This window comes from Aeromicrobium flavum, from assembly GCF_007992115.1.
In the GTDB taxonomy this organism is placed as follows: Bacteria; Actinomycetota; Actinomycetes; order Propionibacteriales; family Nocardioidaceae; genus Aeromicrobium; species Aeromicrobium flavum.
Genome location: NZ_BJZQ01000004.1, coordinates 187,634 through 210,334, shown reverse-complemented (window position 1 = coordinate 210,334; position 22,701 = coordinate 187,634). Strand labels below are relative to the sequence as shown.

At 71.9% G+C, this 22,701-nt stretch carries 26 protein-coding genes; 10 read left to right on the top strand and 16 right to left on the bottom strand.

The window, feature by feature from the left end; translation table 11 throughout:
* Positions 1-16 precede the first annotated feature (16 nt).
* Positions 17-556: a hypothetical protein gene (locus AFL01nite_RS06640; RefSeq protein WP_146826658.1), complete on the top strand. Its 540-nt coding sequence runs from the start codon at positions 17-19 to the stop codon at positions 554-556.
* Positions 557-622: 66 nt separating this feature from the next.
* Here the strand turns inward: AFL01nite_RS06640 and AFL01nite_RS06635 are convergent, their stop codons facing one another.
* Entirely contained in the window at positions 623-1,078 is a 456-nt protein-coding gene (locus tag AFL01nite_RS06635) for a hypothetical protein (protein ID WP_146826656.1), read from the bottom strand.
* Between the two features lie 112 nt (positions 1,079-1,190).
* Between AFL01nite_RS06635 and AFL01nite_RS15290 the strand changes: the two genes are divergently transcribed.
* The 3 genes from AFL01nite_RS15290 (at position 1,191) to AFL01nite_RS06625 (ending at position 2,754) form a co-directional block, all read left to right on the top strand.
* Positions 1,191-1,346, top strand: a complete 156-nt coding sequence (locus AFL01nite_RS15290; RefSeq protein WP_186813848.1) for a hypothetical protein — start codon at positions 1,191-1,193, stop codon at positions 1,344-1,346.
* Positions 1,347-1,471: 125 nt separating this feature from the next.
* Complete coding sequence (locus AFL01nite_RS06630) at positions 1,472-2,020, top strand: DUF2238 domain-containing protein (protein ID WP_146826654.1); 549 nt, start codon at positions 1,472-1,474, stop codon at positions 2,018-2,020.
* Entirely contained in the window at positions 2,017-2,754 is a 738-nt protein-coding gene (locus AFL01nite_RS06625; RefSeq protein ID WP_146826652.1) for a glycosyltransferase family 2 protein, read from the top strand. The genes AFL01nite_RS06630 and AFL01nite_RS06625 overlap by 4 nt, the downstream gene beginning before the upstream one ends.
* Here the strand turns inward: AFL01nite_RS06625 and AFL01nite_RS06620 are convergent.
* The 7 genes from AFL01nite_RS06620 to idi are packed head-to-tail and all read right to left on the bottom strand — an operon-like array spanning position 2,741 to position 8,386.
* Complete coding sequence (locus AFL01nite_RS06620; protein ID WP_146826650.1) at positions 2,741-3,616, bottom strand: prenyltransferase; 876 nt, start codon at positions 3,614-3,616, stop codon at positions 2,741-2,743. The genes AFL01nite_RS06625 and AFL01nite_RS06620 overlap by 14 nt on opposite strands.
* Complete coding sequence (locus AFL01nite_RS06615; RefSeq protein ID WP_146826648.1) at positions 3,613-3,924, bottom strand: lycopene cyclase domain-containing protein; 312 nt, start codon at positions 3,922-3,924, stop codon at positions 3,613-3,615. Before AFL01nite_RS06615 ends, AFL01nite_RS06620 begins: the two co-directional genes overlap by 4 nt.
* Positions 3,921-4,247 (bottom strand): lycopene cyclase domain-containing protein, encoded by a 327-nt coding sequence (locus AFL01nite_RS06610; RefSeq protein ID WP_146826646.1) that lies wholly within the window; start codon positions 4,245-4,247, stop codon positions 3,921-3,923. Before AFL01nite_RS06610 ends, AFL01nite_RS06615 begins: the two co-directional genes overlap by 4 nt.
* Complete coding sequence (crtI, locus tag AFL01nite_RS15285) at positions 4,244-5,839, bottom strand: phytoene desaturase family protein (protein ID WP_186813847.1); 1,596 nt, start codon at positions 5,837-5,839, stop codon at positions 4,244-4,246. The genes AFL01nite_RS06610 and crtI overlap by 4 nt, the downstream gene beginning before the upstream one ends.
* Positions 5,836-6,729 carry a phytoene/squalene synthase family protein gene (locus AFL01nite_RS15280; RefSeq protein ID WP_186813846.1) on the bottom strand — a complete coding sequence of 298 codons (894 nt, stop codon included), beginning with the start codon at positions 6,727-6,729 and terminating at the stop codon, positions 5,836-5,838. Before AFL01nite_RS15280 ends, crtI begins: the two co-directional genes overlap by 4 nt.
* Positions 6,726-7,766, bottom strand: coding sequence for a polyprenyl synthetase family protein (locus AFL01nite_RS06600; RefSeq protein WP_146826644.1), 1,041 nt, complete (start codon positions 7,764-7,766; stop codon positions 6,726-6,728). The genes AFL01nite_RS15280 and AFL01nite_RS06600 overlap by 4 nt, the downstream gene beginning before the upstream one ends.
* On the bottom strand, positions 7,763-8,386 hold the full coding sequence (gene idi, locus AFL01nite_RS06595; protein WP_146826642.1) for an isopentenyl-diphosphate Delta-isomerase: 624 nt from the start codon (positions 8,384-8,386) through the stop codon (positions 7,763-7,765). Before idi ends, AFL01nite_RS06600 begins: the two co-directional genes overlap by 4 nt.
* Positions 8,387-8,496: 110 nt before the next feature.
* Here idi and AFL01nite_RS06590 point away from each other — a divergent pair, with 110 nt between their 5' ends.
* On the top strand, positions 8,497-9,012 hold the full coding sequence (locus tag AFL01nite_RS06590) for a MarR family winged helix-turn-helix transcriptional regulator (RefSeq protein WP_146826640.1): 516 nt from the start codon (positions 8,497-8,499) through the stop codon (positions 9,010-9,012).
* Between the two features lie 10 nt (positions 9,013-9,022).
* On the opposite strand, the gene AFL01nite_RS06585 is transcribed toward AFL01nite_RS06590, so the two are convergent.
* The 4 genes from AFL01nite_RS06585 to AFL01nite_RS06570 all read right to left on the bottom strand — a co-directional run bounded on the left by AFL01nite_RS06585 (position 9,023) and on the right by AFL01nite_RS06570 (position 11,839).
* A complete protein-coding gene (locus AFL01nite_RS06585) occupies positions 9,023-9,943 on the bottom strand; it encodes an LLM class F420-dependent oxidoreductase (protein ID WP_146826638.1) in 921 nt (306 codons plus the stop codon).
* Positions 9,943-10,395: a hypothetical protein gene (locus AFL01nite_RS15275; RefSeq protein WP_186813845.1), complete on the bottom strand. Its 453-nt coding sequence runs from the start codon at positions 10,393-10,395 to the stop codon at positions 9,943-9,945. The genes AFL01nite_RS06585 and AFL01nite_RS15275 overlap by 1 nt, the downstream gene beginning before the upstream one ends.
* 61 nt (positions 10,396-10,456) lie before the next feature.
* Positions 10,457-11,311, bottom strand: coding sequence for an oxygenase MpaB family protein (locus AFL01nite_RS06575; RefSeq protein WP_146826636.1), 855 nt, complete (start codon positions 11,309-11,311; stop codon positions 10,457-10,459).
* 45 nt (positions 11,312-11,356) lie between these two features.
* Positions 11,357-11,839 (bottom strand): universal stress protein, encoded by a 483-nt coding sequence (locus AFL01nite_RS06570; RefSeq protein WP_146826634.1) that lies wholly within the window; start codon positions 11,837-11,839, stop codon positions 11,357-11,359.
* 114 nt (positions 11,840-11,953) lie between these two features.
* Between AFL01nite_RS06570 and AFL01nite_RS06565 the strand changes: the two genes are divergently transcribed.
* Together AFL01nite_RS06565 and AFL01nite_RS06560 are read left to right on the top strand one after the other, a co-directional pair.
* Positions 11,954-13,105, top strand: coding sequence for a GAF domain-containing sensor histidine kinase (locus tag AFL01nite_RS06565; RefSeq protein ID WP_146826632.1), 1,152 nt, complete (start codon positions 11,954-11,956; stop codon positions 13,103-13,105).
* Between the two features lie 9 nt (positions 13,106-13,114).
* On the top strand, positions 13,115-13,738 hold the full coding sequence (locus AFL01nite_RS06560; protein ID WP_246119613.1) for a response regulator: 624 nt from the start codon (positions 13,115-13,117) through the stop codon (positions 13,736-13,738).
* 37 nt (positions 13,739-13,775) lie between these two features.
* On the opposite strand, the gene AFL01nite_RS06555 is transcribed toward AFL01nite_RS06560, so the two are convergent.
* The 3 genes from AFL01nite_RS06555 to AFL01nite_RS06545 form a co-directional block, all read right to left on the bottom strand.
* Positions 13,776-16,469 carry an ABC transporter ATP-binding protein/permease gene (locus AFL01nite_RS06555; protein WP_146826630.1) on the bottom strand — a complete coding sequence of 898 codons (2,694 nt, stop codon included), beginning with the start codon at positions 16,467-16,469 and terminating at the stop codon, positions 13,776-13,778.
* Positions 16,469-17,551, bottom strand: coding sequence for an ABC transporter permease (locus tag AFL01nite_RS06550; protein WP_246119612.1), 1,083 nt, complete (start codon positions 17,549-17,551; stop codon positions 16,469-16,471). Before AFL01nite_RS06550 ends, AFL01nite_RS06555 begins: the two co-directional genes overlap by 1 nt.
* 78 nt (positions 17,552-17,629) lie before the next feature.
* On the bottom strand, positions 17,630-19,213 hold the full coding sequence (locus AFL01nite_RS06545) for an ABC transporter substrate-binding protein (protein ID WP_246119611.1): 1,584 nt from the start codon (positions 19,211-19,213) through the stop codon (positions 17,630-17,632).
* Positions 19,214-19,367: 154 nt separating this feature from the next.
* Between AFL01nite_RS06545 and glyA the strand changes: the two genes are divergently transcribed.
* Genes glyA through AFL01nite_RS06530 form a run of 3 tightly spaced genes read left to right on the top strand, consistent with a single transcriptional unit; the run spans position 19,368 to position 21,724 of the window.
* Complete coding sequence (gene glyA, locus AFL01nite_RS06540) at positions 19,368-20,645, top strand: serine hydroxymethyltransferase (protein ID WP_146826628.1); 1,278 nt, start codon at positions 19,368-19,370, stop codon at positions 20,643-20,645.
* The gene (locus AFL01nite_RS06535; protein ID WP_146826627.1) at positions 20,642-21,376 is read left to right on the top strand and encodes an SURF1 family protein; all 735 of its coding nucleotides are present in this window, start codon (positions 20,642-20,644) and stop codon (positions 21,374-21,376) included. Before glyA ends, AFL01nite_RS06535 begins: the two co-directional genes overlap by 4 nt.
* 9 nt (positions 21,377-21,385) lie before the next feature.
* Positions 21,386-21,724 (top strand): DUF3817 domain-containing protein, encoded by a 339-nt coding sequence (locus AFL01nite_RS06530; RefSeq protein WP_146826625.1) that lies wholly within the window; start codon positions 21,386-21,388, stop codon positions 21,722-21,724.
* Positions 21,725-21,795: 71 nt separating this feature from the next.
* Here AFL01nite_RS06530 and AFL01nite_RS06525 read toward each other — a convergent pair whose 3' ends face one another.
* Entirely contained in the window at positions 21,796-22,569 is a 774-nt protein-coding gene (locus AFL01nite_RS06525) for an enoyl-CoA hydratase/isomerase family protein (RefSeq protein WP_146826623.1), read from the bottom strand.
* Between the last annotated feature and the right edge of the window lie 132 nt (positions 22,570-22,701).

Sequence of the window (22,701 nt, the reverse complement as noted above, 5' to 3'; positions counted from 1 at the left end):
CGAAGGGAGAACTCCCATGGACAACGTCGACACCTGGGTCTGGGTTCTGATCGCCGTCGTGGCGCTGTTGCTCCTGCTCGGACTCGTCTGGGCCCTCACCAAGGGCAAGAAGGCCAAGGAGCAGCACAAGCTGGAGAAGGAGCGCGAGCACCGCGAGGAGGCACAGCGTTTGCGTGAGGAGGCACGGGAGGCCACCGTGAACGCCCGCCAGACCGAAGCCGGTGCCGCCGCGGCGCGCGCCGACGCCGAGCAGGCCCGCCTCGACGCCGAGCGGCTCGAGCAGCGTGCCGGCAACCTCGAGAACGAGGCGGCCGAGGTGCACCAGCACGCCGAGCACCACATCACGAAGGCCGACAAGCTCGACCCCGACGTCACGACCGACAAGCACGGCAACGTGACCGAGCGTCGCGAGACGACGTCGACTCGCGACACCACCTCCGCCGAGGGCCCGAGCACCGCGGGGGACTACACCGAGACGCGCACCGAGGTGACGCGCGAGGAGGGTTTCCGCGCCCAGCCGACGGACCGCGACCCCGACGGTCCCGGCCCGCGGTAACCGCAGGACGCACCAGGCCCAGCCCACCACTCGTCGAGTGGTGGGCTGAGCCGTGTCCGGGGTGGGTCAGCAGCTCCACCCACGCAGCTCGGCGCCCTCGAGCGTCGTCGTCTCGCGCGACTCCGGAGCGGACGCGACCATCCAGACGTGCTCGTCCAGCCCTCGCCACCCGGCGGCCGTGACGACGAGCCCGTCGAGGTCCGGCGCGGTGATCGTCAGGTCGGTCCGTTCGTCCAGGCCGACTGGGAGCTCGACCGGAGCCTGGCGCCCGGCCTGCGTCGTCGCAACCTCGCGCACGCCGGAGCCGTTCGCGGTGCCATGGGAGACGGAGACCGGAACCGGGTCGCCGGAGCACAGGGTCGAGCGCACCAACAGGGTGCCGTCCGCGGCGACACCGACGGCCACGGTGCCGCGGCGGACCGGCGGCTCCTCCTCGAAGACGCGAGGCAGGAACGCGAGCACGCCCACGATGATCACACCGGTCCCCAGGCCGAGGACGGTCGAGGGGTGCAGGACCTTCATGGACCGACCGTAGGGCAGTCGTCCGGAATCGGGGTGCAGCTGCTCTTCAAAGCCACGAGTGACGAACCCGATGGCGGAGGTCGATCAGCATGAAGAACGTCGAGGACCGGCGATGATCGCCCTGCTGCTGGCCTTCGTGGTCGGCGTGCTCTTCACGGTCGTGCTGGTGGCCCTGCTCGCCAGTGGCGTCGTCGCGCGTGCGCTCGAGTCGTTCACCCTGGCCGACGACGAGATGGGGCTGGTCGACGACTTCGCGCACCTGCGCTGAGGACGAGTTGTCCCCACCTGTGCACAGGGATGTGGACAAACTACAGTGATGTAGTTCCCTGATTTCCCGGTCAGAATCGTCTGTCGGGGCAGCAGCGTCCACCGGACGCTCAGTAGGATGGCCGAATGCCCCTGATCGCCTCCGACGCGCTGCGCGCCGCCGGTGTCGTCAGCGTGGTCGCCGCGACGATCGAGGGCGGCTGGATCGGGTTCGCGCTGTTCTTCCTCGTGCTCGGTGCCCTGTTCATCCCGCGCGCGATCGGCAGCGCGTTCCTGCTCGACGTCGCGTACTGTGCGACGCTCCTCATCGGCGGTTGGGCGGCCCAGCTCGACTGGTACCTGGCCGTCCCGGGGCTCGACCTGATCGTCCACGCCACCGCCACCGGGCTGATCGCCGTCATCACGTGGCAGGTCCTGGTCAGGGCGGGCGCGCTGCCCGGGCATGCCGACCCGCGGCTCGAGCGGCCCGCCCTCGGCGCGTTCGTGGTCACCGCCACGTCCGCCGTGACGCTCGCGGTCCTGTGGGAGTTCGGCGAGTGGCTCGGCCACACCTACCTCGACGACCGCATCCAGGTGGGCTACCTCGACACGATCGGCGACCTCGCCGCCGGCGCCCTCGGGGCGGTCATCGCCGCCCTCATCGTCAGCCGCACCGCCATGGCGGAGCCGCAGTGACCCGACCGACGATCTCCGTCGTGATCCCCGTCCATGACGACGCCACCGAGCTGCGCGCCTGCCTGAGTCGCCTGGCCGCCGGCACCGAGCTCGCCGACGAGATCGTCATCGTCGACAACGCCAGCGCCGACGACTCCGCCGATGTCGCCCGCGCCTTCGGTGCCCGCGTCGTCGTCGAGCCCGTCCTGGGGATCCCGGTCGCCACGGCCGCCGGGTACGACGCGGCCACGGGCGACGTCATCGCCCGGCTCGACGCCGACTCGCGCCCCGGGCCCGACTGGATCGCCCGCGTGGCGCGCGCGATGGCAGATCCGCAGGTCGACGCCGTCACCGGTCCGGGACGGTTCCACGACCTGCCCGCGGTCCTGCGGCCGCTCGCCGGGCTGGTCTACCTCGGCGCCTACTTCGCGCTGACGTACCTCGCGCTGGCCCACGTGCCCCTGTGGGGGTCGAGCATGGCGATCCGGCGCACCAGTTGGGAGCGCGTGCGCGGCGACGTGCACCGCTTCGACGACGTGCACGACGACATGGACCTGGCGTTCGTGCTCGGGCCCGAGGCCGTCATCTGCTACGACCGGTCGCTCCGCGTCGGCGTCTCCGCGCGCTCACTGCGCGGGATGCCCCAGCTGCGGCGACGGATGCGGCGCGCCGTCACGACGCTCCGGCTCAACTGGGCCGTCCGTCCGCCGTGGGTCCGGTGGCAGGACCGGCTGCGATCGATCAGCGCAGACTGATCCAGATCAGCAGCTGCGTCACCAGGAAGCCGGTGGCGAAGTTCAGCCACAGGAAGCGGCGCCACCCGGCGTTCGCCTGCTCGCAGGTGGCGTCGGTGATCGACAGGAACGGCGCGATGTTCGCCGCGTACGGCAGCACCAGCAGCGCCGAGAGCGTGGCGGGCCACGGCAGCGCGAGCAGGCAGGCACCGCCGAGCAGGTAGGCCGCGAACGCGAACCACGTGGTCGTGCGGGCGCCCATCGCCGTGCCGATCGACCCGATGTCGGCGGCACGGTCGGCGGTGACGTCCTGCACGGCGCCGAAGGCGTGCGAGCCGATGCCCCAGAGGAAGAACCCGGCGAGTGCGGCGACCACGGTGACGCCCACCTCGACCTCGTGGCCGCGGGCATCGGCGAGCGCGAGTCCGAACACGGCCGGGCTGACGAAGTGCGTGCTGGAGGTGAGCGAGTCCAGGAACGGGCGCTCCTTGAACCGCAGCACCGGCGCGGAGTACGCCACCACCGCGAAGACGCTCAGGGCCAGGACGAGGTTCGACACGGTCGAACCGAGCACGGCGAACGCGACCACGAACGGCACGTTGGAGACGATCGCCGACCAGATGGTGAGGCGGTGGACGCGCCGATCGAGGACGACCCCCTCCACCCCGCCCTTGCGCGGGTTGCGCAGGTCGGACTCGTAGTCGAAGACGTCGTTGATCCCATACATCAGCAGGTTGTAGGGGATGAGGAACCACAGGCAGCCGACCCAGAACAGCACGTCGGGTCCGCCGCCGGCCAGCAGGTACGCGGCACCGAACGGGAACGCCGTGTTGACCCACGACAACGGGCGCGACGAGGCCAGGACCTGCGCGGCGGGACTCACGCGCGCTCCCGCGGCCGGTCGAGCAACAGCGACAGCGACGACACCAGGATCGTCACGGCGATCGGCCAGGCGAAGTCCTCGATCGGGGCCAGGCCCACGTGGATGCCGGTCAGGCTCGACTCGTCGAACCGGAACAGGTCGGCGGCGATCATGATGCTGTCGAACACGGCGGTCAGGACGCACAGCGCCAGTCCGGTCAGCCCCGTGACCGCCCACCAGCGACGGTCGGGTCGACGCAGCACGACCGCGGCGACCAGCACCGGCACGGTCGCGGCGACGAAGATCGCGGCGAGACCGAGGTACGTCATCGGCGCACCTGCTCACGGCGCAGCACGCGGTCGAACAGCCCGTGGAGCACCCCCGTGACGTAGCAGAGGAAGGCGATGAAGAAGAGCTCCTCGAGCGGCAGGTCCGGGGCGACCTCGATGCCGGTCATGGCCGGCGACTCGCCGCGGCTGTAGACGCCGAGCTCGAGCGCCACCAGGTCCCAGACCAGGAAGAACACGAAGCCGGCGACGAGGATCGTGACGGCGCGACGGGCGTCGCGGAACAGGAAGAGACTCCAGCGCCGGTCGACCAGGCCCATGCAGAAGCCCGCACCGATCACCGAGGCGAGGTAGAGCCAGCTCACGCGACCACCGTAGTGGTCGTCCCCGGCTCGGGCGTCGGACCGGCGGACCGGTCGCCACGCAGTCGCTTCAGCACCAGCTCGGCACTGATGAGGCACATCGGCAGTCCGATGCCGGGGATCGTGCTCGACCCGGCGTACAGCAGGCCGTCGACCGTGCGGGACGCGTTGTTGGCGCGCAGGAAGGCGCTCTGGCGCAGCACGTGGGCCGGGCCGAGGGCGCCTCCGGACCAGGCGTTGAGGTCGTCGGCGAAGTCGCGCGGACCCACGGTGCGCCGCACGACGATCCGCTCGGCGAGGTCGGGCACGCCCGCCCAGTGGGCGATCTGGGCGATGGCCGCGTCCGCCACCTTCTCGACCTCGGCGTCGCCGGCCCCGTCGATCCCGCCGCGACCCAACCGGACGTCGGCCGGGACGGGGACGAGGACGAACACGTTCTCGTCGCCCTCGGGCGCCACGGACGGGTCGGTGGCCGAGGGCCGGCACACGTAGGACGACGCCGGGTCGGGCACGCGGCCGGGACGGCCGAGCACGTCGTCGAAGTTCTTGTCCCAGTCGTTCGTGAAGAACATCGAGTGGTGTGCCAGCTCGGGCAGGCGACCCTTCACGCCGAGGTACGCCAGCACGGCACCGGGACCGGGGTCGCGACGCCGCCACCACGATTCGGGGTAGGTGCGCAGGTGCTCGGGCAGCAACGTCGTCTCGAGGTGGTGCAGGTCGTTGGCTCCCACCACGACGTCGGCCGGGACCTGCTCGATGCCGTCGGCGGTGCGCACGGTGACCCCGGTGACCCGGGCCCGCCGGCGCGACAGCCGCGACGTGTCGATCCGCTCGGTGTCGATGCCGACGACCGTGGCGCCGGTGCGGATGCGCACGCCGCGCGAGACCGCGAGGGCCGCGATCGCGTCGATGATCGTCGAGAACCCGCCCTGGGGGTACTGCACCCCGTCGGCGAGGTCCATCCAGCTCATCAGGTGGTACATGCTCGGCGCGCGCGAGGGCGAGGAGCCCAGGAAGACGGCCGGGTAGCCCAGCACCTGGCGCAGCCGCGGGTCGGTGAACCGCGACGCGACGTGCGACTCCAGCGATCGGCCGAGGAGCCCCGCCAGTCGGGGCGCGCGTCGCAGCACGTCGGGGTGCGCGAGGTTGGCCGGCCGCTCGAAGCTCGTGTAGAGGAAGTGGTCGACGGCCATCTGGTGGGTGTCCTCGCCGGAGTCGAGGTACTCCTCCAGCCGGCTGCCGGCCCCGGGCTCGATCGACTCGAACAGGGCCACGTTCTCGGCGCGGGTGGCGCGGACGTCGACGGGGGCGTCGTGGCCCTCGAAGAAGACGCGGTACCCCGGGTCAAGGCGCACGAGGTCGAGCTGTTCGGCCGCGGTCGTGCCGAGCAGCCGGAAGAAGTGCTCGAAGACCTGGGGCATCAGGTACCAGGAGGGTCCGGTGTCGAAGCGGAACCCGTCGCTGCTCCAGCTGCCGGCACGGCCGCCGAGCTCGTCGCGCTGCTCGAGCAGGTCGACCGACCAGCCGTCGGCGGCCAGCAGGGCGGCGGTGGCCAGGCCCGAGATGCCGCCGCCGATCACGGTCACGCGGCTCATGAGGCCCCCACCAGCACGGCGCGGGCGACGATGCGGGCCTTGACGGCCGACGGGACGCGGATGCGCTCGGTGCGGATGCGCTCGGGCGCGGTGGCACGCAGGCGACGCGAGAGCTCGGCGAACAGGGCGTGCGCGGCCGCGACGGCGCGACGGCTGCCGACGGGCAGGCGCGGGATCACCTCGGCCGCGGCGGCCAGGTCGGCGTCGATGTCGTCGAGGAAGCGGTCGCGGGCCTCGGTGTCGAACCGGTCGGGGTCCAGCCCCGGGAAGTAGCTGCGCCCGAGCTGGTCGCGGTCGGCGGCCAGGTCGCGCAGGAAGTTGACCTTCTGGAAGGCCGCGCCGAGCCGCTGGGCGCCGGGCGCGAGCTCGGCGTACTCCCGGTCGGCGTTCGGGCGCCCGCTGAGGAACGCGCGCAGGCACATCAGCCCGACGACCTCGGCCGATCCGTAGACGTACTCGGCGAAGCTCTTCTCGTCGTGCTCGACCCGGAACAGGTCGGTGCGCATCGAGGCGAAGAACGGATCGATCAGGTCGGGGCCGATGCCGCAGGAGCGCGCCGTGAGCGCGAAGGCGTGCACGACGAGGTTGGCGCTGTGGCCGGTGCGCAGGGCCTGGTGCACCTCGGCGTGCAGGTCGTCGAGCAGGCGCTCCTGGTCGGCCGGATCGGCCTGCGGCCGCGGCGCGTCGACGATCTCGTCGGCGACCCGCACCAGGGCGTAGATGTTGCGCACGCGCGTCCGGACCGGGCCGTTGAGCAGCCGTGACGCCAGGCCGAACGAGGTGGAGTAGCGCTTGATCACGAGCGCGGCGCTGCGCTCGGCGACCTCGTCGTACAGCGCGTACCCGGTGGTGGGCTCGTCGTCACGGTCGTGTGTCCACGGGGCACTCATGCGGCACCGACCCGGGTGGCGGCCGTCGTGACGCCCCAGGCGTGGGCCAGCAGCGGCTCGAGCAGGGAGCCGTCGAGGCCGAGCGAGCGCGCCTGCTCGCGGGCGATCTCGACGTGGCGGTCGGCCAGCTCCTCGATGTGCCGGCGGGCGCCGCAGGACTCGAGCAGGCCGCGCACGGTGGCCGCGGTCGTCTCGGTCAGGTGCGGATCGCCCAGGTGTGGCGCGATCCGACCCCACGAGGAGGTCTGGGCGGCGTGGACCATCAGCGGGGTGCGCTTGCCCTCGCGCAGGTCGCCGAGCCGGTCCTTCCCGGTCTCGGCGGGGTCGCCGAAGATCGAGAGCACGTCGTCGCGCAGCTGGAAGGCGATGCCCAGGCAGCGTCCGATCTCGCCGAGCGCCTCGACCAGGTGGTCGTTCGCGCCGGCCAGGACCGCGCCGGCCTGCATCGGCAGCATGAAGGAGTAGACGGCCGTCTTGTGCTCGGCCACCGCGAGGGCCTCCTCGGCGTCGGGCATGCGCGGGCCGAGGGAGAGCCGCACGTCGGCCAGCTCGCCCGCGGCCGAGGCGTGCAGGGTGGCGTCCAGCAGGTCGAGCAGGCGTCCGGTCGTCTGCGGGTCGGCGCCGCACGTGGCCACGGCGCGGATCGCGGCCGCGAGCGCGAGGTCGCCAGCCAGGATGGCCCCGGCCCGCGTGTAGGTGTCCTGGTCCTCGTCGGCCGTGTCGAGCGCGACGGCGTCCGCACGGAACCAGCCGGGGACGCTCGGTCGACCGCGGCGCGTGTCGTCGTTGTCGATCACGTCGTCGTGGATGACGAAGGCCGTGTGCAGCAGCTCGGTGGCCGCGGCCACGCTGTCGACGACGGTCTCGGCCTGCGCGCCCTCGAAGGCGGCGTGGACCGTGCTGACGAGCCACGGCCGGAACCGCTTGCCGCCGGAGGTGCCGAGCTCGAGGGCGGCCAGCAGCGCACCGTGGTCGCGGGCGAGGTCGGGCGCGCGGGTGGGGCTCACCAGGGAGTCGAGCTCGTCCTGAAGGCTCATGCGGAGGTCTCCGTGTCGCTCGGGCGCAGGAGGTGCCAGGCGTCGGCCTCGTCGAGCGCGGCCGTCTGGGCCACCAGCCACGGGCTGACCGCCCACGGCGCGACGCGGATCGTCTCGCGCAGCTCGTCGACGCCGACCCAGCGCAGTTCGGCGACTTCCTCGGGGTGGGGCTGCAGCGCGCCGTCGGCGCGGGCGGCGAACACGGGGCAGAACTCGTTCTCGACGACCCCGGCCGCGTCGACCGCCCGGTACCTGAACTCGGGCAGCACCGACCGGAGGTGACGGGCGTCGGTGCCGAGCTCGCTGCGGCCGTGCCGGCGCACGGCGTCGGCGAGCGACTCGTCCGGACGCGGATGGCCGCAGAAGGAGTTGGTCCACACGCCCGGCCACGAGCGCTTGCCGAGCGCGCGACGGGTCAGCAGCACGCGACCCTGCTCGTCGAAGAGGTAGCAGGAGAACGCCAGGTGCAGCGGGGTGTCGTGGCCGTGGACGGTGGATCGGGGCGCGGTCCCGGCGGGCCGGTGCTCGTCGTCGAGGAGCACGACGAGGTCGCGCGGGTCGTCGGCGGGCAACCGGTCAGGTGGGTGTCCCGCCGACTCCTGGTCCAACACGGTCTCCATGGGGCCTCCTCGACGACCCTCGCACCATATTGCTAAGCAACCTAGATATCAACTTCTGTAAGGAAGTGTAGGCTGGCCGCGTGTCGTCGCACCACCCCCCGAGTACCCCGATGACGCACGAGTACTCCGATGACGAGCGTGCCCTCCTGCGCGCCGTCCGGCACCTCGTGCGGGCCGACCGCGACATGCGGGCCCGCCTCAGCGCCTCGATGCGGGTCAACCCGACCGACCTGCGGTCGCTCCGGCACGTCATGCGGGTCGTCGGACCGGCGTCGGGCGAGAGCCCCGATGCGCCGTCGGCCGGGGTGACGCCGCGCAAGTTGGCCGACCACCTGGGCATCACCACGGCCGCCGTCACCACCCTGGTCGACCGCCTGGTCGCGTCGGGGCACCTCACCCGCGTGCCGCACCCGACCGACCGGCGCTCGGTGCTGCTGCTCCCGACCGAGCTCGCCCGCACCCAGATGGAGGGGCACCTCGCGGACATGCACGACCGGATGAAGCGGATCGCCTCGGCCGTTCCCGACGAGGCGCGTCCGGCCGTGATCGAGTTCCTCGAGGCGCTGACCCGCGAGATGGAGCGCGACGCGCTCGACGTGGGCCGCTCCGACGCCGACCGTCCCTGAGCGTCGCCGCTCAGACGCGCGGCAGGATCTCCTCGGCCACGAGACGCAGGTGGTCGAGGTCGGCGAGGTCCAGCACCTGCAGGTAGATCCGCTCGGAGCCGGCGTCGGCGAACGTGCCGATCTTCTCAACGATCTCCGCCGGGGTGCCGGCCAGGCCGTTCTCGCGCAGCTCGTCGACCTCGCGGCCGATCGCGCTCGCGCGACGTGCGATCTCCGCCTCGTCGGACCCCGCGCACAGCACGAGGGCGTTGGAGTAGGTCAGCGACGACGGGTCGCGGCCGGCGTCCTCGCACGCCTTCGCGACGCGCGCGAAGAGGGTGCGGGTCTCGTCCAGCGACACGAACGGCACGTTGAACTCGTCGGCGAACCGCGCCGCGAGGGTGGGGGTGCGGCGCTTGCCCTTGCCGCCGATGATCACCGGCACGGAGCCCTGCGCGGGCTTGGGCAGCGCCGGCGAGCCGTGCACGGAGTAGTGCTCGCCCTCGAACGAGAACGATCCCGAGGTGTCCTTCCACAGGCCCGTGACGATCTCGAGCTGCTCCTCGAGGTGATCGAAGCGCTCCGGGGTGCTCGGGAACGGGATGCCGTAGGCGCGGTGCTCGTCGTCGAACCAACCGGCGCCGAGGCCCAGCTCGACCCGGCCGCCGCTCATCTGGTCGACGTTGGCGACGCTGATCGCCAAGGGGCCCGGGAGGCGGAACGTCGCGCTGGTGACCAGCGTGCCGAGCCGGATCGTCGAGGTGTCGCGCGCCAGGCCGGCCAGCGTGATCCACGCGTCGCTCGGGCCGGGCAGCCCGTCGCCGCCCATGGCGAGGTAGTGGTCGGACCGGAAGAACGCATCGAACCCCAGCAGCTCGCTCTCCTGCGCGACCGCGAGGAGGTCGTCGTAGGAGGCGCCCTGCTGGGGCTCGGTGAAGATGCGCAGTCGCATCAGGCGGGCGAGCCCTTCTCCGGCTTCGCGTCGCTCAGCGGGTTCGGGCTCGACGCGAGGTCGTCCGAGCCGGCCTCGTTGATGTCGTAGGCCGACTTCGCGTCAGCCTCGGCCGCGCCGGCGCGCAGGCCCTCCGAGCTCGTGCTGTACGAGGGCGCCGACGCCTCGGGCTCGGGGGTGGCCGAGACCTTGTCGTCACCCTTGCCGCCCGTGCTCCTGACCTTCTCGGTCACGGTGCTCGAGACGTCCTTGGCGGTCTCGGCGACGCGGTGGCCGACGTCGGCGGCGGTGGTCGTGGCGGTGTCCTGTGCCTTGTGGGCGGCGTTCTGGACCGGATCGGCGTGCCAGACCTTGTCGGCCTGCCGCTTGATCTGCTCGTAGCGACCGCGCCCGGCGCGGGTTCCGAGGACGTATCCGATGGCGACGGCCGTCAGCAGTACGAGCTTCTTCACAACTGATCACTCCTGGAGTTAGGTGGGTCGTCTCCCATTGTGGCGCGATTCGTCCGGTTCCTCATGTGGAGCGAGCCGGCGGTGCCATCGCCCAGCCGATCCCGCGCGTGATCGCGGTGCCGCCCGCACGCACCGCGGTGGCCTCCGTGACCGGCAGCCAGGGCAGCCGGAGCGGACCGCGCGCCCACCGGGGCAACAGGCCCACGGCCGCGGCGGCGAGCAGGCCGTACGGCGCCCGCAACGCCAGCGGGACGGGCGGACGCAGCAGCATGAAGCGGGCGGCCTCCCGCGCAGCGGGGGTGCTCTCGAGCTCGGGGCGGTAGGCGGCCACGACCGCGGCGAGCCCGGCGACGTCCTCGGGCACGTCGGTGGCGCCGAGCAGCCGCGCCGTGACGGCGGCCTGCGCGACGTACCGGTCGCGCTCGTCCGGCGTGAGCGGACGCGCGGAGTAGCGATCGTGGGCGCGCAGGAACGAGTCGATCTCGGCCACGTGCACCCACCGCAGCAGGTGGGGGTCGGACGCGGCGTACGGACGGCCGTCGTCCGTGGTGCCGGCGACGCGCTCGTGGATGCGGCGGACGGCGCCGATCGCACGGTCGGCGTGCTCGACGGTGGCGAAGGTGGTCTCGGCGATGAAGCCGCTCGTGCGCTGCAGGCGGCCCCACGGGTCGCCGCGGAACCCGGAGTGCTGGTCGACCCCGGCCATGGCCAGCGGGTGCAGCGACTGCAACAGCAGCGCGCGGATGCCGCCGACGAACATGGAGGCGTCGCCGTGGACGCGCCAGATCGGGTCGCCGGGGCTGAACCGGCGCGGACCCGGGGTGCCGTGGATGCGCGCGCGTCGCTGGGAGCCCTCGGTGCCGGCCACCCGGGCGAAGATCACCGAGCCGGCGTGCTCACGGACGCGTTCGATCATGCGGCCAACGTAGCCCCGGAGGCATGGAGCCGCCGGGGCCACGGGTCAGGCAGTGACGGGCTGGTCGGCCGACGCGACGTCGGACCTCTCCGCCGTCGAGGTGGTCGGCACGGCGACCACGACGCACTCCGCGTGGGTCAGGCAGTAGTGGCTCACGGACCCGAACAGCACGCGGCTGATGCCGGTGTGGACCCGCGTGCCGACGACGAGCATCGCGGCGTCGCGCGAGGCCTCGACGAGGGTCGGGCCGGGGGCGCCCTGGACCACGTCGATGCGGCGGGGCTGACCGTTCGCGTCCTGGGCGCCGATGGTCTCGCTCACCCAGCGTGCGGCGTTCGAGCGGGCGTCGGTCTCGTAGGCCATCCACGGCACCTCGGCGCCGGCCATGGCGACGGCGGCGTCGATCTGCCAGACGTGGACGATCTTCAGGTCGGCCCCACGCAGCTCAGCCTCACGGGCGGCCCACTGCAGGGCGGTGACGCCGGCGGGGGTCTCGTCGACTCCGACGACGATGGTGTTGGTGCTCATGACTCGTTCCTTTCTCGAACACCTCCATCGTGCGCCGGTCACCGCGGACCGGGCAGGGCCGAACGTCACGAGTTCGAGGGACGTTGGGCCCGACGCCGCCGCTACGGTGGACGCGTGGACGCACTCGAGAGGAACCGCTGGGAGAACGTCGTCGACGCCGCGGTGGCCGTCACCTCCGACCTGGACCTCGACAGCCTGTTGACCCGGATCGTCCACCAGGCCCGCGACCTCACCGGCGCCCGCTACGCCGCGCTGGGCGTGCTCGGCCGTGACTCCGACGACGAGCTGGTCGAGTTCCTCACCGAGGGCGTGCACGCCGGCATGGCCGCCTCGATCGGCACGCTCCCGCGAGGCCGCGGCGTCCTCGGAGTGGTGCTGCGCGACGGTCGGCCGCTGCGGCTCGACGACGTGGGATCGCACCCGGACTCGGTCGGCTTCCCGCCCCACCACCCGCCGATGGGTGCCTTCCTCGGGGTGCCCGTCCGAGTGAACGGCGTCGTCTTCGGCGACCTGTACCTGACCGAGAAGCCGGGCGGTTTCAGCGAGGACGACGAGCGCATCGTCGCCGGGCTCGCAGCCGTGGCCGGCACCGCGATCAGGAACGCGCGCCTGTTCGACGAGCTCGCCAGCACCCGGGCCGAGCTGGCGCGGATGGCCGTCCTCGAGGACCGCAACCGCATCGCTCGCGACCTGCACGACCTGGTGATCGGGCGGTTGTTCGCGGTGGGCCTCTCGGTGGACCGGATCTCACGCCACGTCGACGAGCCGTGGGCCGGGCGCGCCGCTCAGGCGGTGGACGACGTCGACCGGGCGATCGCCGACCTGCGCGGAGCGATCTTCGCCCTCGGGTCCGACGCCACCACCGACGGGCCCCGACTGGTGCGGCTGCTGAAGGCCACGGCCGCGCCGCTGGGCTTCGCGCCGAACATCGAGGTCGACGGCGACCTCGGCCTCCTCGGCATCGGCCTGCGCAGCGACGTGCACGCCGTGATGAACGAGGCGCTGGCCAACGTCGTCCGGCACGCCCGGGCCACGCGGGTGGACGTGTGCCTGCGCGTCGGGCCCGACGAGGTGGTCGCGACCGTGACCGACGACGGCGTGGGCATCGGTGACCGGGGGCCCGCGAGCGGACTCGCCAACCTCGCGGAGCGCGCCCGCCGCGAGGGCGGGTCCTTCACCATCGAACCGGGGCCCGGCGGTGTCGGCACGCGGCTGGTCTGGAGCGTTCCGCTCGATCAGGACCTCCCGGCGGAGCCGCATCCGTAGGCTGAGCCCGTGACCGAACCGATCCGCGTCTTCCTCCTCGACGACCACGAGGTCGTCCGCCGCGGGGTCGGCGACCTGCTCGAGGACTCGGGCACCATCACCGTCGTGGGCCAGGCCGGCACGGTCGCCGAGGCGGCGGCCGACATCGAGCGGCTCCAGCCCGACGTCGCCGTGCTGGACGCGCGCCTGCCCGACGGCTCCGGCATGGAGCTGTGCCGTCACGTCCGCCGGGCGGCCCCACGCACCGCCGTGCTGATCCTGACCTCGTACGAGGACGACGAGGCGCTGTTCGAGGCGATCATGGCCGGGGCCGCGGGCTTCCTGCTCAAGCAGGTGCGCGGCAACGACCTCGTGGACGCCGTCCAGCGCGTCGCCGCCGGGCAGTCGCTGCTCGACCCCGCCGTCACGCGCTCGGTGCTCGAGCGACTGCGCCGCCAGGACGCCCCCGACCCGTTGGCCGACCTGACCGCGCAGGAGCACAAGGTCTTCGACCAGCTGCGCCTGGGCCGCTCGAACCGCGAGATCGCCGCCGAGCTCTTCCTCTCGGAGAAGACGGTGAAGAACTACGTCTCCACCGTCCTGGCGAAGCTCGGCCTCGAGCGCCGCGCCCAGGTCGCCGCCTGGGACCGCTGAGCGCGTCGCGGGGTGGCATTCCCCGGTCGGTCGCGGGCTAGGCCCCCGTCAGCAGGTCGCCGCGCTCGGCCCGGCGCCGGCGCTGCTCGGCCGGGTCGGGCACGGGCACGGCCGCGATGAGGCTGCGCGTGTACTCCTGCGTCGGGTGCCGCAGCACCTGCTCGCGGTCGCCGAGCTCGACGAGGCCGCCGCGCTGCATCACGGCCACCCGGTTGGCGAGCGTGTCCACGACCGCGAGGTCGTGGGTGATGAACAGGCAGGCGAACTGCAACCGCTGCTGCAGCTCCAGGAACAGGTCGAGCACCCGCGACTGCACCGAGACGTCGAGCGCCGAGGTCGGCTCGTCGGCGATGAGCAGGTCGGGGTCGAGCGCCAGGGCGCGCGCCAGGCTGATGCGCTGGCGCTGACCCCCCGACAGCTCGTGCGGGAACCGCTCGGCGAAGTCGCGCGGCAGCTCGACCGAGTCGAGCAGGCTGCGGACCTTCTCGGTGACCTGGGCGTCCGTCAGGTCGGTGTGGACCCGCAGCGGCTCGGCGATGCAGTCCAGGATCGACATCCGCGGGTTCAGCGACGCTGCGGGGTCCTGGAACACGAAGCCGAACCGGCGACGGAACGGTCGCAGGTCGGCGTCGCTCAGCCCGGAGACGAGCTCGCCACCGACCCGGACGGTGCCGGACGTCGGCTGCTGCAGGCCCACGGCGACGCGGCCGAGGGTCGACTTGCCCGAGCCCGACTCGCCCACGAGGCCGAGGACCTCGCCGCGGTGCACCTGCAGGCTGACGTGGTCGACGGCGCGGAACGGCGGCTCGCCCCACCGGCCGGGGAACTCGACCACGATGTCGTCGAGGTCGAGCACGACGGGCGCGTTCTCCAGCGGCAGCGGTCCGCGCGCGGGCGTGCCCTCGGTGACCTTGGTGCGGCCCAGGTGCGGGACCGAGTCCAGCAGCGCCCGCGTGTACGGGTGCGCGGGGGCCGAGAACAGCCGGTCGACCGGCGCCTTCTCGACGATCTTGCCGCGGTACATCACCACGACGCTGTCGGCCATGTCGGCGACGACGCCCATGTTGTGCGTGATGAGCACGATGGCGGTGCCGAGACGATCGCGCAGGTCGAGCAGCAGCTCGAGGATCGCCGCCTGCACCGTCACGTCGAGGGCCGTCGTCGGCTCGTCGGCGACGATGACGTCGGGGTCGCAGGCGATCGCGATGGCGATCATCACGCGCTGCTTCTGCCCACCCGAGAGCTGGTGCGGGTAGTAGTCGACGCGCTGCGCCGGGTCGGGCAGGCCCACCAGTTCGAGCAGCTCGACGGCCCGCGCCCGTGCCTCGGACCTGCTGACGTCGCGGTGGGCGCGGATGGCCTCGACGATCTGCCACCCCACGGTGCGGACGGGGTCGAGTGCGGTGGAGGGCTCCTGGAAGATCATGGCGATCTCGTCGCCGCGGACGGGCCGCAGCTGGGCCGGGCTCATCCCGATCAGCTGGCGCTCACCGTCGTCGGGCGTGCGCAGCAGCGCGGACCCGTCGACGTTCGCGGTGCCGGGCAGCAGGCCCATGACGGCCCGTGAGGTGACCGACTTGCCCGACCCGGACTCGCCCACGACGGCGACGACCTCGCCGGGCTCGACGTCGAAGGCGACGCCGTCGACCGCCACGACCCGGCCGGCGTCGGTGCCGAAGCTGACCCGCAGATCCGACAACGACAGCACGGCGGTTCGCCGGGTGTCCTTCCCGTCCGCAGCGGCGGCGACGCCGGCACCGGTCGCCGGCGCGCTCTCGGGATCGGCCGCGAGGTCCTCGGCCAGCTCGATCTCGAGCTCGCTCTCGGCCTTGTCGCCGCCGCGGGTGCGCAGCAGCGGGTTCATGATGTCGTTCAGGCTCTCGCCGAGCAGCGTCACGCCCAGCACGACCAGGACGATGGCCAGGCCCGGGAAGAGGCCCGTCCACCAGATGTCGTTGGTGGCGTCGGGCATCGCCTTGTTGAGGTCGTAGCCCCACTCGGCCGCCGCCGACGGCTCGATGCCGAAGCCGAGGAAGCCCAGCGCGGCGAGGGTCAGGATCGCCTCGGACGCGTTGAGCGTCGCGATCACCGGCAGGGTCTGGGCGACGTTCGACAGGATGTGCCGGAACAGGATGCGCGGCGTGCGCACGCCGACGACCTTCGCGGCATCGACGTACGGCTCGGTCTTCACCGACACTGTCGCGTTGCGGATGACGCGGTAGTACTGCGGGATGAAGATGACGGTGATCGAGATCGCCGCCGACGCGATGCCGCCCAGCGCGCCGCTCGAGCCACCCGAGACCACGATCGACACGACGATCGCCAGCAGCAGCGACGGGAACGAGTACAGCGCGTCCATGACCAGGACGAGGACCTTGTCGAGCCAGCCGCCCAGGTAGCCCGAGACGAGCCCCAGGGGCACGCCGATGAGGCTCGAGACGAGGACCGCGAGCACGATCACCTCGACCGCGGTGCGGGCGCCGTAGATCACGCGCGACAGCACGTCGGCGCCGCCGACGGACGTGCCGAACCAGTGGTCGGCGCTCGGCGGCTGCTGGGTGCCGAACAGCTGACCGTCGTCGCCGCGGACCTGGTTGAAGTCGTACGGCGCGATCCACGGCGCGAGGATCGCCAGGACGATGAACAGGGCGATGAGTCCGGCGCCCAGCAGCAGCATGAACCGCTGCAGGCCGTGGGACGAGTCGATGACGCTCTTGCCCGGGTACCGCATCAGAACCTCACTCGGGGGTCGACGAGCGCCACGATGGCGTCGATCAGGAAGCTCGCGATGCACACGACGAACGCGATCGCGGTGACGATGCCCTGCACGGCGAGGAAGTCGCGCCGGATCAGGTACTGGGCCAGCTCGTAGCCGATGCCCTTCCACTCGAAGGTGGTCTCGGTCAGCACGGCGCCGGCCAGCAGCATGGCGATCTGCATGCCCATCACGGTGACGACGGGCACCAGCGCGTTGCGGAACGCGTGCTTGCGCTCGACCTGGCGCTCCGAGACGCCGCGGGCGCGGGCGGCCGTGACGTAGTCGGCGCGCAGGGTCTGCAGCAGGTTGACGCGCACGAGGCGCAGGAAGACGCCGCCGGTCAGCAGGCCGAGGGCGACGGCCGGCAGCACCGCGTGCTGCAGGACGTCCCAGATGTACTCCGGCTCGCCCCACAGGAAGGCGTCGACGATCATGATGTTGGTCTGGGGATCGACCTTCGCGAGGGTCAGCTCGGTGGCGGTCGAGGCGCGACCCGAGGTGGGCCAGCCGAAGGGCGCGGTGGCGAGCTTCAGCAGCAGGCCGACGAAGAAGACGGGCGCGGCGTAGGCGACGATCGCGAACAGCCGCAGCAGCACGTCGGGCCAGCGGTCGCGGTGCCGGGCGGCGATGCGGCCCAGCGGGATGCCGACGGCGAAGGCGACGATCAGCGCCCAGAAGGAGAGCTCGAGGGTGGCGGCGCCGTTCACGACCAGGATGTCGGTGACGTCGCGGTTGTCGGTCAGCGTCGTGCCGAAGTCGCCGCGCACGATGTTGCCCAGGTACTCGAAGTACTGGGTCAGGATCGGCCGGTCGAGGCCGGCCTCGGCCTTGCGCTCGGCGATCTGGTCGGGCGTGAGTCGCCCGCCCTGGGCGGCGGTGATCGGGTCGCCGATCACGCGCATGAGGAAGAAGACGAGGGTGACCAGCACCCACAGCATCGGCACGATCAGGGCCAGCCGCAGCAGCAGGTAGCGCGCGAGCGGGCTCAGCCCGCCGCGGCGCGCGGGCGGCTCGGCCGACGGGGCGTCGGCGGCGACGAGGACATCAGTGGTCACGAGGGACTCCTGCCGGCGTGGAAGCGGGGTCCCGGCGCGCGTGGTGCACGTGCCGGGACCCCGATCCTGGGTGGTGGGTTACTTCGACAGCGACGAGAACCGGAACTTGAACGACGGGTCGAGCGTGTCGCTCACGCCCTTCACGTCCTTGCCGGCCACCGCGACCTGCGCGCCGGTCAGCAGCGGCAGGATCGGGACCTGGTCGGCGACCATGTCCTGGATCTTGCCGAGCGTCGCCTCACGCGAGGCCTTGTCGGCGTCGCCGCGCTCGGAGTCGAGCAGCTTCGTCATCGCGTCGTCCTCGTAGTGCGACTGCAGGAAGTTGTTCGGCGCGAAGAACGGGGAAACATAGTTGTCCGGGTCCGGGAAGTCCGGGAACCAGCCCAGCTGGAACGCCGGGTAGGCGTCCTTGACGCGCTCCTCGGAGTAGGTGTTCCACTCCGTCGACTGCAGGTTGACGCTGAACAGTCCGCTGTCCTCGAGCTGGCGCTTGACCGCCTGGTACTCCTGGTCGGAGCTGCCGCCGTAGTGGTCGGGGTTCCACTGCAGGTTGAGCTCGACCGGCGTCTTCACGCCCGCGTCGGCGAGGGTCTTCTTCGCGGCGTCCGCGTCGGGCTTGTCGCCGTACTTGTCCTTGAACGCCTCGGTCGCACCGACCTGGCCGTCCGGGACGGCGGAGTACGCCGGGGTGTAGGTGCCCTTGTAGACCTCGGAGGCGATCTCCTCACGGTTCACCAGGTACGCGGCCGCCTGGCGGACGGCCTGCTTCTGGGCGTCCGTCTCGCCGGGCATCGTCTTGAGGTTGAAGACGATGTAGCGCAGCTCGCCGCCGGGTCCGGTGTGGACCGTGACGTCGTCGGACTTCTCGAGGCTCTCGATGTCGGTCGGCGTCAGCGAGCGGTACGCGACGTCGATGTCGCCCTTCTCGACGTCGAGCTTGAGGTTGTTCGAGTCGGCGTAGTACCGCATCGTGACGTCCGACTTCGGCTCACCGTAGGTGCCGTCGTAGTCGGGGTTGATCGTGAACTCGGCCAGCTCGTTCTTCTTGTACTCGCCGAGCGTGTACGGACCCGAGAACGCGTTGGCCTCGACCGCGGCGTCGTCGTCGAGCAGCTTGTCGGCGGGGTAGGTCTCCTCGTCGACGATGGGGCCGGCGGAGGTCACCAGGATCTGGGCGAACGTCTGGTCGTTCGGCGCGGCAAGCGTGAACGCGACCGTGGTGTCGTCGCGCGCCTCGACCTTCTTCATCGCGCCGAGCAGGGAGGCCGGGCCGTTCGGGTCGTTGATGTCGACGATGCGCTGGAACGAGAAGGCCACGTCGGACGCGGTGAGCTCGTTGCCGTTGGCGAACTTCAGACCCGACTTGAGCGTGCACACGTAGACGGTGGGCTTCTCGAAGTCGCACTCCTCGGCCGCGTCGGGCGTCAGCTCGGTGCTGCCGGCCGGGAAGTTGAGCAGGTACTGGTAGACCTGCGTCTGCACCGCCATCGAGCCGTTGTCGTACGAGCCGGCCGGGTCGATCGACACCACCTTGTCGGTGGTGCCCACGATCAGGCTCGACTCGCTGTCGTCGTCGCCCTGGCCGGAGCCGCACGCTGCCAGCACGGAGCCGGCGAGGGTGGCAGCTGCCAGCGCGGTGACGCGTCGCCGCATGGAATTCATCCGATCCTCCTGTCGGGTGTCCACCATCTGGACACACGTCCCGCACGCTACTCCCGTGCGCGCGGTGGGGCCACGACCGGGAGGTTGCGTTTCGATTAACCTGCGCGCGGACAGGGGAAACAGCGTGTCCGGTGCGGGCGATAGGCTGGGCTGCATGAGCCATGACCAGCATCTCGCCGATTTCGATCCCGACGTCGCGGCGCTCCTCGACGCCGAGCTGGTCCGCCAGCAGACGACGCTCGAGATGATCGCCTCCGAGAACTTCGCTCCCGTCGCCGCGCTCGAGGCGCAGGGCAGCGTGCTGACGAACAAGTACGCCGAGGGCTACCCCGGCAAGCGCTACTACGGTGGCTGCGAGTTCGTCGACCAGGTCGAGCAGCTGGCCATCGACCGGCTCAAGCAGCTCTTCGACGCGGCGTACGCCAACGTCCAGCCGCACTCGGGCGCCTCGGCCAACGCCGCCGCCCTGCACGCCATCGCCACCGCGGGCGACACGATCCTGGGCCTCGACCTGGCCAACGGCGGTCACCTGACGCACGGCATGAAGCTCAACTTCTCGGGCCGTCTCTACAACCCGATCGCCTATCACGTCGTTCCCGAGACGGGCCTGGTCGACATGGACGAGGTGCGCGCGCTCGCGATCGAGCACCGCCCCCGCGTGATCATCGCCGGCTGGTCCGCCTACCCGCGCCAGCTCGACTTCGCGGCCTTCCGCGCGATCGCCGACGAGGTCGACGCCGTCCTGTGGGTCGACATGGCCCACTTCGCCGGCCTCGTGGCCGCGGGCCTGCACCCCAGCCCGCTGCCGCACGCCCACATCGTCACGACCACCACGCACAAGACCCTCGGCGGTCCGCGTGGCGGCGCGATCCTCACCAACGACGAGGCCATCGCCAAGAAGATGCGCTCGGCCGTGTTCCCCGGCCAGCAGGGCGGTCCGCTCGAGCACGTCATCGCCGCCAAGGCCGTCGCGTTCAAGATGGCCCTGCAGCCCGAGTTCGCCGAGCGTCAGCAGCGCACCATCGAGGGCGCCCGCATCCTGGCCGACCGGCTGCTCGCCGACGACGCGGTCGCCGCCGGCGTCCAGGTGCTCAGCGGCGGCACCGACGTGCACCTCGTGCTCGTCGACCTGCGCAACTCCGAGCTCGACGGCCAGCAGGCCGAGGACCGGCTCGACCACGTCGGCATCACGGTCAACCGCAACGCCGTCCCCAACGACCCGCGTCCGCCGATGGTCACGTCGGGCCTGCGCATCGGCACGCCGGCGCTGGCCACCCGCGGCTTCGGCGCCGAGGAGTTCACCGAGGTCGCCGACATCATCGCGGCGGCGCTGCAGCCGGGCGAGGTCGACATCGAGGGCCTGCGCAAGCGCACGGCCGTCCTGGCCGAGCGCTTCCCGCTGTACCCCGGCATCAAGCCGTTCACGTCATGACCGACCGGCCGGGGCCGAGCGCGTGGTTCGCCCCGCGCCTCCTCGGCCTGCACCTGTTCGCCATCGCGGCGGTCGTGTTCTGCGTCTTCATGGCGTCGTGGCAGCTGGGCGTCTACGACCAGCGCCAGGCCGATGAGCGCGCCGAGCAGCTGGCGGCCGGCCCCGCCGACCTCGAGTCCGTGTGGGGACCGGGCCAGGTCTTCACGACCGACCAGGACCAGCGTCCCGTCACCGTGACGGGGCGGTTCCGGCCGGCGGCCGAGCAGCTGTGGGTCACCGACCGCGAGCAGGGCGGCGAGACCGGCGCGTGGCTGCTGGCCCCGGTCACCGTCGACGACGCCGAGCTGATGGTGGTCCGCGGCTGGGCGCCCCGCCCGGCCGCCTCCCTTCCCGACGTCCCCGGAGGCCTCGTCACGTTCGACGCGGTGCTGCAGCCCGGCGACGAGTCCGGCGCCGGCTGGGACCCCGACGCGCGCACGATCGGCTCGGTCCGGATCCCCACCCTGCTGAACGAGCTCGGCTACGACGACCTGTGGTCGGGCTACGCGATCGCCACCGACGGCGAGGTGGCCGGCGGACTCGAGGTCGCCGAAGTGCCCGAGACCGACGTGTCCTGGCTCGCCGGCGGCCAGAACCTCGGATACGGCCTGCAATGGTGGGTCTTCGCCGGGTTCGTCATCTTCATGTGGTGGCGGATGTCCCGCGAGATGGTGCTTGGCCGCGAGCGGTAATCTGGGGCGGTGAACGACCGTCTTCTGCGCGCGTACCAGGTCATGGCGACCATCGTCGGAATCAACCTGCTGATCGTCATGGCGGGCTTCATCGGCAAGTACGCCACCGACGAGGGCTCGTGGTTCAACCGCAACCAGGACGTCTTCCTGGTCATCGACCAACTCCACGGCTTCCTGTTCATGGTCCTGATCGTGCTCGCCGCCAAGCTGACCCTGCGCGAGAAGTGGTCCTGGGGCTACCTGCTGAGCGTCGTCCTGCTCGCCTGCATCCCCGTGGTCTCCTTCTGGGCCGAGCGCCGCACCACCCGCCGCGTCCGCTCCGCCGACCCTGCTCCCGCCGCCGCCTGAATCGCTGGGAGTGACGTTTCGGGGGTCCCACACGGCGTTTCGGCCCCGCAAACGTCACTGCCAGCGCTCAGTCAGCGTCCCGTGAAGGTGGCGTTGCCGGGGCCGTCGGCGAGGAAGGACGCCATGCCGTGCTGCAGGTCCTCGGTGTCGAAGAGCTCCGCGGCGATGGCGGTGGTGCGGGCGACGGAGCCGGGGACGCCGGAGGCCTCGAACTCGCGCAGGATCTGCTTGGCGGCGCCGAAGGCCTGCGTCGGGCCGGCGGCGAGATCGGCGGCGAACGCGTCGACCGTCGCGTCGAGCTCCTCGGGCGCGACGACGCGGTTGACGACGTTCCAGCGCTCGAGGGTCGCTGCGTCGTACGGCGTGCCGGTGAACACGAACTCCTTGGCGCGGGCCACCCCGGCGCGGGAGGCGAACCGCTGCGTGCCGCCCATCGTCGGGGTCAGCCCGATGACGCGCTCGACGAGGCCGAACTTCGCCTTCGACGAGGCCAGCAGGACGTCGCACGCCAGCGCGACCTCGAGGGCCCACGTCAGCGTCAGGGCGTGGGCGACGAACACGGTCGGCACGGGCAGCGCGGCGAACCGCTCGGGCAGCTCGAGCATGCGGTCGTAGAGGGCCTGGGTGTCGGCCTTGGTCGTGCGGGCGTGGAACTGCGCCACGTCGACGCCGCCGGACACGATCTTGCCCTCGGCGCGCACGACCAGCACTCGGGGAAGGTCCGCCTCGACCCGGTCGAGGGCGGCGTCGAACTCGTCGTGGAGCTCCAGCGAGTAGAGGTTGACCGGTCCCGACGAGAACGTCAGCGTCGTGACGCCGCCCTCGGTCCGGAGGTCGACGGTCACCGTTCGGTCCGCGGATCGTAGGAGCCACCGCGGTCGGCGGTGGCCTTCTTGAGCACCCCGGCGACAGCCGCGGCAACGGTCAGGAGGACGACAAGTCTCGACATGCCCCCACGCTAGCGGCCTCCGTTGGAC

Excerpts from the sequence above, each read along its gene's own strand:
- AFL01nite_RS06615 (WP_146826648.1), bottom strand. The coding sequence starts at position 3,924 with ATGACGTACCTCGGTCTCGCCGCGATCTTCGTCGCCGCGACCGTGCCG.
- AFL01nite_RS06635 (WP_146826656.1), bottom strand. The coding sequence starts at position 1,078 with ATGAAGGTCCTGCACCCCTCGACCGTCCTCGGCCTGGGGACCGGTGTG.
- AFL01nite_RS06555 (WP_146826630.1), bottom strand. The coding sequence starts at position 16,469 with ATGCGGTACCCGGGCAAGAGCGTCATCGACTCGTCCCACGGCCTGCAG.
- AFL01nite_RS15290 (WP_186813848.1), top strand. The coding sequence starts at position 1,191 with ATGATCGCCCTGCTGCTGGCCTTCGTGGTCGGCGTGCTCTTCACGGTC.
- AFL01nite_RS06590 (WP_146826640.1), top strand. The coding sequence starts at position 8,497 with ATGACGCACGAGTACTCCGATGACGAGCGTGCCCTCCTGCGCGCCGTC.
- AFL01nite_RS06640 (WP_146826658.1), top strand. The coding sequence starts at position 17 with ATGGACAACGTCGACACCTGGGTCTGGGTTCTGATCGCCGTCGTGGCG.
- crtI (WP_186813847.1), bottom strand. The coding sequence starts at position 5,839 with ATGAGCCGCGTGACCGTGATCGGCGGCGGCATCTCGGGCCTGGCCACC.
- glyA (WP_146826628.1), top strand. The coding sequence starts at position 19,368 with ATGAGCCATGACCAGCATCTCGCCGATTTCGATCCCGACGTCGCGGCG.
- AFL01nite_RS06630 (WP_146826654.1), top strand. The coding sequence starts at position 1,472 with ATGCCCCTGATCGCCTCCGACGCGCTGCGCGCCGCCGGTGTCGTCAGC.
- AFL01nite_RS06535 (WP_146826627.1), top strand. The coding sequence starts at position 20,642 with ATGACCGACCGGCCGGGGCCGAGCGCGTGGTTCGCCCCGCGCCTCCTC.
- AFL01nite_RS06575 (WP_146826636.1), bottom strand. The coding sequence starts at position 11,311 with ATGATCGAACGCGTCCGTGAGCACGCCGGCTCGGTGATCTTCGCCCGG.
- idi (WP_146826642.1), bottom strand. The coding sequence starts at position 8,386 with ATGGAGACCGTGTTGGACCAGGAGTCGGCGGGACACCCACCTGACCGG.
- AFL01nite_RS06585 (WP_146826638.1), bottom strand. The coding sequence starts at position 9,943 with ATGCGACTGCGCATCTTCACCGAGCCCCAGCAGGGCGCCTCCTACGAC.
- AFL01nite_RS15280 (WP_186813846.1), bottom strand. The coding sequence starts at position 6,729 with ATGAGTGCCCCGTGGACACACGACCGTGACGACGAGCCCACCACCGGG.
- AFL01nite_RS06600 (WP_146826644.1), bottom strand. The coding sequence starts at position 7,766 with ATGAGCCTTCAGGACGAGCTCGACTCCCTGGTGAGCCCCACCCGCGCG.
- AFL01nite_RS06545 (WP_246119611.1), bottom strand. The coding sequence starts at position 19,213 with ATGAATTCCATGCGGCGACGCGTCACCGCGCTGGCAGCTGCCACCCTC.
- AFL01nite_RS06570 (WP_146826634.1), bottom strand. The coding sequence starts at position 11,839 with ATGAGCACCAACACCATCGTCGTCGGAGTCGACGAGACCCCCGCCGGC.